Origin of the sequence: Acidaminococcus sp. CAG:542, assembly GCF_000437815.1 — a bacterium.
Lineage (GTDB): Bacteria > Bacillota > Negativicutes > Acidaminococcales > Acidaminococcaceae > Acidaminococcus.
Window position 1 is genome coordinate 1 of record NZ_FR902110.1, and the last position, 6910, is coordinate 6910.

7 protein-coding genes and 1 pseudogene are annotated in these 6910 nt (G+C 56.9%); 4 read left to right on the top strand and 4 right to left on the bottom strand.

Annotated features, from left to right (window positions below; genetic code table 11):
• Positions 1-106: 106 nt before the first annotated feature.
• The 3 genes from QVO43_RS09505 to QVO43_RS09515 form a co-directional block, all read right to left on the bottom strand.
• Positions 107-355, bottom strand: a complete 249-nt coding sequence (locus QVO43_RS09505; protein ID WP_022488284.1) for a YdbC family protein — start codon at positions 353-355, stop codon at positions 107-109.
• 146 nt (positions 356-501) lie between these two features.
• Positions 502-2244 carry an ABC transporter ATP-binding protein gene (locus tag QVO43_RS09510; RefSeq protein WP_022488285.1) on the bottom strand — a complete coding sequence of 581 codons (1743 nt, stop codon included), beginning with the start codon at positions 2242-2244 and terminating at the stop codon, positions 502-504.
• Complete coding sequence (locus tag QVO43_RS09515) at positions 2244-4001, bottom strand: ABC transporter ATP-binding protein (protein WP_022488286.1); 1758 nt, start codon at positions 3999-4001, stop codon at positions 2244-2246. Before QVO43_RS09515 ends, QVO43_RS09510 begins: the two co-directional genes overlap by 1 nt.
• A gap of 108 nt (positions 4002-4109) precedes the next feature.
• Between QVO43_RS09515 and QVO43_RS09520 the strand changes: the two genes are divergently transcribed.
• From QVO43_RS09520 to QVO43_RS09535, 4 genes are all read left to right on the top strand, one after another.
• Positions 4110-4964, top strand: coding sequence for a LysR family transcriptional regulator (locus tag QVO43_RS09520; protein ID WP_022488287.1), 855 nt, complete (start codon positions 4110-4112; stop codon positions 4962-4964).
• Positions 4965-5191: 227 nt separating this feature from the next.
• The gene (relB, locus tag QVO43_RS09525) at positions 5192-5416 is read left to right on the top strand and encodes a type II toxin-antitoxin system RelB family antitoxin (RefSeq protein WP_022488288.1); all 225 of its coding nucleotides are present in this window, start codon (positions 5192-5194) and stop codon (positions 5414-5416) included.
• 1 nt (position 5417) lies between these two features.
• Positions 5418-5681: a type II toxin-antitoxin system RelE family toxin gene (locus QVO43_RS09530; RefSeq protein ID WP_022488289.1), complete on the top strand. Its 264-nt coding sequence runs from the start codon at positions 5418-5420 to the stop codon at positions 5679-5681.
• 449 nt (positions 5682-6130) lie between these two features.
• Positions 6131-6835, top strand: coding sequence for a DUF2249 domain-containing protein (locus QVO43_RS09535; protein WP_022488290.1), 705 nt, complete (start codon positions 6131-6133; stop codon positions 6833-6835).
• Here QVO43_RS09535 and QVO43_RS10180 read toward each other — a convergent pair.
• A pseudogene (locus QVO43_RS10180) lies at positions 6795-6910 on the bottom strand (low molecular weight protein-tyrosine-phosphatase); the annotation flags it as partial. The gene QVO43_RS09535 and the pseudogene QVO43_RS10180 overlap by 41 nt on opposite strands.

A 6910-nucleotide genomic window follows, 5' to 3' on the forward strand; every position in this document is an offset into this window, starting at 1 on the left:
CAGGGCTGCGTTTCCCTTCAAAACCATCTGCCTCCGGCAGATGGTCTCCTTTTTGCCGCTGACCGTTGACAAAGGGGGCTGCTGCGCCTGCAGCAGCCCCCTCCTCTTACCTCCCTGCCTGTTCCTTGAAATACTGGAACAGGATCTTGCACAGGGTTTTGGCTTCTTCTTCGCTCAAGGTCACTCCCCGGCCCATTTTTTCTTTCCCCGGGGCCCATTCCCGGATGTCGAATTTGGGTGTCCGGCCGTTGTAGGAAATCCGGTTCACCTCTTTGGTCCAGCCTTTGGGGCTGGTGGAAAGGGTTCCCAGTTCCTGGGTGATTTCGTAGCTGAAGTCGGAATTGTTTCTGTCCATGTTCGTGCCTCCTCGGTACAGATAATTTCCCCTCAGGTCCCATTATACCGAAGTTTCCAGATTTGAGAACCCCCTGCGGGATGAATGGGCGTTTTTGGGGGGTGAATGGAAAAACAGGGTGTTGCACGTTCTGTGCAACACCCTTATCACCCTGCAAACTGACTGTTGTACAACTCCTTGTAAAACCCTCCCTGTTCCATCAGGCTCTGGTGGGTGCCCTGCTCTATGATTTTCCCGTCTTTCATCACCAGGATCCGATCGGCGCTGCGGATGGTGCTGAGCCGGTGGGCCACGATGAAGCTGGTGCGGCCTTCCATGAGCTTGGCAAAGGCGTTCTGGATCTGGATCTCGGTCCGGGTGTCGATGCTGGAGGTGGCTTCGTCCAGAATCAGCATGGGCGGCAGGGCCAGCATCACCCGGGTGATGCACAGGAGCTGCTTCTGTCCCTGGCTCAGGCTGTCGTCGTCCACCACCGTATCCAGCCCCTGGGGCAGCCGGCGGATGAATTCCCAGCTGTGGGCTTCTTTGGCGGCCTGGATGATCTCTTCTTCGGTGGCTCCCGGCTTCCCGAAGGCGATGTTCTCCCGGATGGTCCCCTGTTTCAGCCAGGTTTCCTGGAGCACCATGCCGTAAGTCCGCCGGAGAGAGTGCCGGTCCACTTTCCCGGTATCCTGGCCGTCGATGGCGATGGTCCCCCGGTCCACATCGTAGAACCGCATAAGCAGGTTGATGAAGGTGCTCTTGCCGCAGCCGGTGGGCCCTACAATGGCGGTGGTCTGGCCCGGTTCCACCTGGAAGTTGAAGTCTTCGATCAGAGGGCGTTTTTTATTGTAGGAAAAATACACATGGGAAATGTCCACGCGCCCTTCCCGGAACACCAGTTTCCGGTCCGGATCGGCGCTCTGGGGAGTCTCTTCGATGAGAGCGAACACCCGGGCAGCGCAGGCCAGGGCATTCTGGAGCTCAGTGACCACGGAGCTGATGTCCGTAAAGGGCTTCATGTACTGGTTGGCGTAGTACAGCAGCACGGTGAGCCCCCCTACGGTAAGTCCTCCGCCCAGGATCTCCCAGCACCCCACCAGGGCCACCAGGGCATAGATGGCGTTGTTCACCGCCCGGGTGGACGGGTTGGTGAGGGAGCTGTAGAACAGGGCTCCCTGGGTGGCCTGCTGCAGCTCTTCGTTAAGGCTCCGGAACTGGTCTGAAGAACGTTCTTCATGGCAGAAGGCCTTCACCACTTTTTCGCTGCCGATGGTTTCGTTAATCAGGGCGGTCTGCTTCCCACGGATGGCGGTCTGGTTCTGGAACAGCCGATAGGACCGGCTGGCGATGAACCGGGCCACCAGGAAGCTCACCGGGGTCAGGACGATCACCATGAGAGAAATGTTCCGGTGGGTGGAAAACATGAAATACAAAGTGAGCACAATGGTCACCAGCCCGGAAAACAGCTGGGTGAACCCCAAAAGCAGCCCGTCGGAAATCTGGTCCACGTCGGCGATCACCCGCTGGACCAGGTCACCAGTGCTGTGGCCGTCCAAAAAGGACAGGGGCAGCTGCTGGATCTGACGGATGGCCCGGCTCCGGATATCCCGGACGGTGTTAAAGGCCAACTGGTTGTTGATGAGATTCATGGCCCAGGTGGCCAGGCTGGACAGGACCACCAAAAAGAGGATCTGGGAAGCATAGCGGCCCACCAGGGGGAAATCCACCTGTCCCGGTCCCAGGATCCCGTCAATGGCCCGGCCGAACAGGATGGGCACATAGAGCTGGAGAGCTACGGAAACACCGGCCAGCACCAGGCTCCCAATAAGGAGCATCCGGTAGGCGTCGATGATCTTCCAGACTTTTTTCAGGGTGACCCAGCTGGAATTGTTTCTATCCATGGACATCAGGCTTCCTCCTTTCCCTTGCGGATTTCTTCCGCCCGGCGGCCGGGATACTGGGAATCGAAGATTTCCTGGTACACCGGGCAGGTTTCCAGCAGCTGGAGATGGGTTCCCTGGCCCACCAGTTTCCCGTCATCCAGCACCAAAATCACATCTGCCTGGCGGACGCTGCTGGTCCGCTGGGACACGATGAATACGGTCATTTCCCCTTCCAGGGCCTTGATGGCCTGGCGGAGATGGAGGTCGGTGGCAAAATCCAGGGCACTGGCAGAATCGTCCAGGATCAGGATATCCGGTTTCTTCACCAGGGCCCGGGCAATGGTCAGCCGCTGTTTCTGGCCTCCGGACAGGTTCCGTCCCCCCTGTTCCACCAGGGCATCCAGCCGGCCTTCCTTCCCCAGCACCACATCTTTGGCCTGGGCAGTTTCCAGGGCCTGCCACAGTTCTTCGTCGGTGGCATCAGCCTTGCCCCAACGCAGGTTGTCCCGGATGGTGCCTTCAAAAAGCACTGCCTTCTGGGGTACCAGGGCGATTTTTTCCAGCAGATGGCCGGCCGGGTATTCCCGCACGTCCCGGCCTTCCACTTCCACCTGGCCCCGTGTCACATCATAAAAACGGGGAATCAGGTTCACCAGGGTGGTCTTGCCGCTGCCGGTGCCCCCGATGATTCCCACAGTACTGCCTTTGGGAATGGCAAAATCCAGATCTGTCACCGCTTCGGCGCCTCCGGCATAGCCAAAGGACACGTGATGGAAAGCCACGGCCGGTCCCCCGCTCACCGGTTGAAGGGGTCCGTAAGCAGCGGGACTGGTCATGGAACTTTCCACCTCCAGGATTCCCTGGATGCGGCTTGCACAGGCTGCCGATTTATTCAATGTAATCATCATACTGCCCAGTTTCACCAGTTCAATGATCATCTGGGCCATATAATTGTAAAGAGCCACCACATCCCCCTGGGCCATGGCCCCCAGTTCCACCCGGAGGGCACCCTGGCGGATCAGCACCACCGTGGCCAGGTTCACCAGCAAATAAGTGCCCGGTGTCATCAAAGCGGACCAGCGGCCCACATGAAGGTTCTTCCGGGTCAGGTCAGCATTCCGGCTGTCGAATTCCCGGATTTCCGCCTGTTCCCGGCAGAAGGCCCGGATCACCCGCACCCCGGTCAGGTTTTCCCGGGTGGTCTGGAGCAGCCGGTCCAGGGTTTCCTGTACCCGGGTAAAGAGAGGGATGCTCCGGAGCATGATCCCCAGCACCACCACCAGCAGCAGAGGGATGGCCACGGCAAACACCAGGGCGCTGGGCACATCGATGAAAAAGGCCATGACCATGGAGCCGAACACAATGAAGGGACTCCGGAGCAGCAGCCGCAGGGCCATGTTCAGCCCGGTCTGGACCTGATTCACGTCACTGGTGAGCCGGGTGATCAGGGTATCGGTGCCCAGGGTGTCCAGTTCCCGATAGGACAGCCCCTGGATATGATCGAACAAGGCCTGCCGGAGCCGGGTAATGACCCCCACGCTGCCCCGGGCTGCAAAATACTGGGCGGTAAAGGAAAAGCCCATGCCCAGCACCATGAGCCCCATAAGCACCAGGAAGCAGCGGAACAGGAAGCCTTCGTCTCCGGTGGAAAGTCCCTGGTCGATCATGGCAGCGATCACCAACGGCACCGCCAGATCCATCAGGGCTTCCAGCAGTTTGAACAAAGGGGCCAGGATGCAGTCCCAGCGGTACCCCTTAAAATAAGAAAGAAATTTTTTCATAATCAGCACCTCATTGCTTGAACTGTCTTTATCTTACCACCGGAAATACTATATAATAAATATTGAATCTATTGAGAACCATATATTTTCCATATAGGAGGATGCATTATGAACCTGGAACAGCTGAACTGTCTCATTGCAGTGGTGGAAGAAGGGTCCATTTCAGCAGGGGCCCGGCGGCTGAACCTGACCCAGCCCCCGGTGTCCCTCCAGCTCCAGCGGCTGGAAGCCCAGTGCGGGGTACGGCTGCTGGAACGGGGCGGCCGGAAGATCCGTCTCACGGAAGCGGGGAAAAGCCTCTATGACACGGCCAAACGGATCCAGACCCTGACCCTTGCGGCCCAGGAGGACATGAAGAATTTCCAGCTGGGAAAAAAAGGCAGTCTCCATCTGGGGATGATCTCTTCTGGCGCCGGAGAACGGTTTTTCCGGGGTGCCCGGTATTTCGCCCAGAAGTACCCGGAGATTTCCATCCAGCTGTACGAAGGGAACACCTACCAGCTGCTGGACGCCCTGGAAAAGGAAACGGTGGATCTGGCCGTGATCCGGACCCCCTTTTCCAAAACCCGGGTGGAAGGAAAGGTGCTGTGCCGGGAACATTTCTGCGCCCTGGGGAGCCAGGACCTGTTCCCCCAACACCTGCCGGAGGCCTTTACCCTGGAAGATCTGGAGGAGCTGCCCCTTCTGGGATACCGGCGGTGGGAGCGGATCATCCAGGAAATCTGCCGGGGCCGGGGTTTTTCCCTGTATTTCCGGTGCCTGGCGGATGATGCCCGGAGCTGCCTCCAGTGGGCCCAGGCGGGACTGGGGGTGGCCCTGGTGCCGGAAAGCGTGGTGAACCTGAGCCAGAACCTGAATGCGGTACCGGTCCGGGAAGAAAAGCTGGAAAGCCAGGTGGTGCTGGTCCGGAAAAAAGGCCGGCCTCTTCACGAAACCGCCCGGCTGTTCTGGGAAAATTACTGAGGAGGGCGGTACCATGAAACTGTCTGCACAGGAAAAATGCAAACTAGCAGGCCTGCTGGCTCGTCACCAAACCCCCGACCCTGACGCGTAGGGGCGCGCCAGAGGCACGCCCTCCCCGGCCTCCCGGAGGGATCTTCCCTTTCCCCCTTCTGTTCTCTTGCTTTTTCACGCATTTTTGCTATACTTATGGTAGAAGGTATTACATGTATTACGAGGGAGGATTTCCTATGAGCACCATTTCTCTTCGGGTCAGCGATGAAGAAAACAAACTGATTCAAAATTATGTGGCCGCCAATAATCTGAATCTTTCTTCTTTTATCCGCAGCCTGGTGCTGGATAAAATCGAGGAGGATATGAAACTGGACGAGGACCGGATCCTGCGGGCCCGGGCACTGCTGAAGAAAGAAAAGACCTATGATCATACAGAGGTCTGGAAAGAGCTGGGCATTTAATATGTACCAGGTACGGTTCTCTGAACACGCGGTAAAAGAACTGAAAAAACTGGATAAACAAACGGCCCGTGTCATTAAAAACTGGGTGGTTAAAAACCTGGTGGATACAACAGATCCCCGACAGCATGGAAAATCTCTTACGGGAAACTTGAAAGGGGTGTGGCGATACCGGGTAGGAGATTACCGGCTGTTTGCCGAAATCCAGGATGATGTGCTGATTGTATTTCTTTTTGAAATTGCTCACCGACGGGAAGTTTATCGGTAATCAAATGAATTAGAGCTGTTGCAGGTATATGCAGCAGCTCATTTTTTTCAATAGGTAACAGTGAAAACCGGCGGCCGGGACGGGCTTCCCTGCGGGCAGCCCCTACCACGTTGGAATCGAGGGATCTCCTTCAATCGGATTGGACGTAGTTAGCGTAGGGATGATTGCTATTACGCCCGTACAATCGGTGTTTTTTGCGGGCTCCCCGGCGTGGAGCCCCTACGGTACCGATTTACGCACCGAAATACAGACCGTGCACCGAACCCCCGACCCTGACGCGTAGGGGCGCGCCAGAGGCACGCCCTTCCCGGCCTCCCGGAGGGTTTCCTGTGCCAATTTCCGTTGTAAAAACAACATACCGGTTTCTTTTTCCATGCTATATTGTTTCCAGAAAGACGAAGAACGTAACATCATCCATGGTAACAGGAACAAATGGAAGGAGAATCGGTATGAAAAATCTGGAATGGAACGATAAAATCAGCAGCTTTAAAAAAGTCGACGTGCGGGGCATTGCCGGGAATTTCCTGGAAGGCCTGAAAAAACAGGCGGCCAAGCTCCCTGTGGGCCAGGGACTGGAAGTGATCCAGACCTTCGAACCCATCCCCCTCTACGAAGTGATGGAAATGCTGGGCTATGAACATGCCACTGAGAAAAAGGCCCCCAACGAATACCACGCCTATTTCTACCGGACCGAAAACAAAGGGAACACGGAAGAAGCCCCGGAACGGCCGGCGGTGATCACCAACTACCCCATGATCGACGAAAAGCTGGGCGAACTGGCGGTGGAATTCTGGGATATGACCTGGAAAAGCGAAAAACGCTACCTGGATTACAACATCCGGCTGCTGCTCTCCCTGGCCAATGCAGTAGGTGCCGGGCGGATGCGCCAGGCCATGCGGGAACTGCTGAAGGCCTATGCCAACGGCCTGGATTCCCGGGCCCTGGATGATGTGTTCGAACAGCTGGCCTGGAACATGGGCATCGGCTTCTTCAGCTCCGAAATCGCCCCCACCCCCCTGTTCCACGCCTACAAACTGATCAAACAGATGGAAAAGCAGGGCAAAGAAAGAGGCGAAATCAACCAGCTGCTGAAGGAACATTTTTCCGACAGAAAAGGCTCTCACACCCTTCCTTCACATCCCGGTACGTGCTGACAAAATCCCCCGTATACCAGGGGTCGGCGATTTCCCGGGGATGATCGGTGAAATCCAGCAGCAGGTGGATCTTCC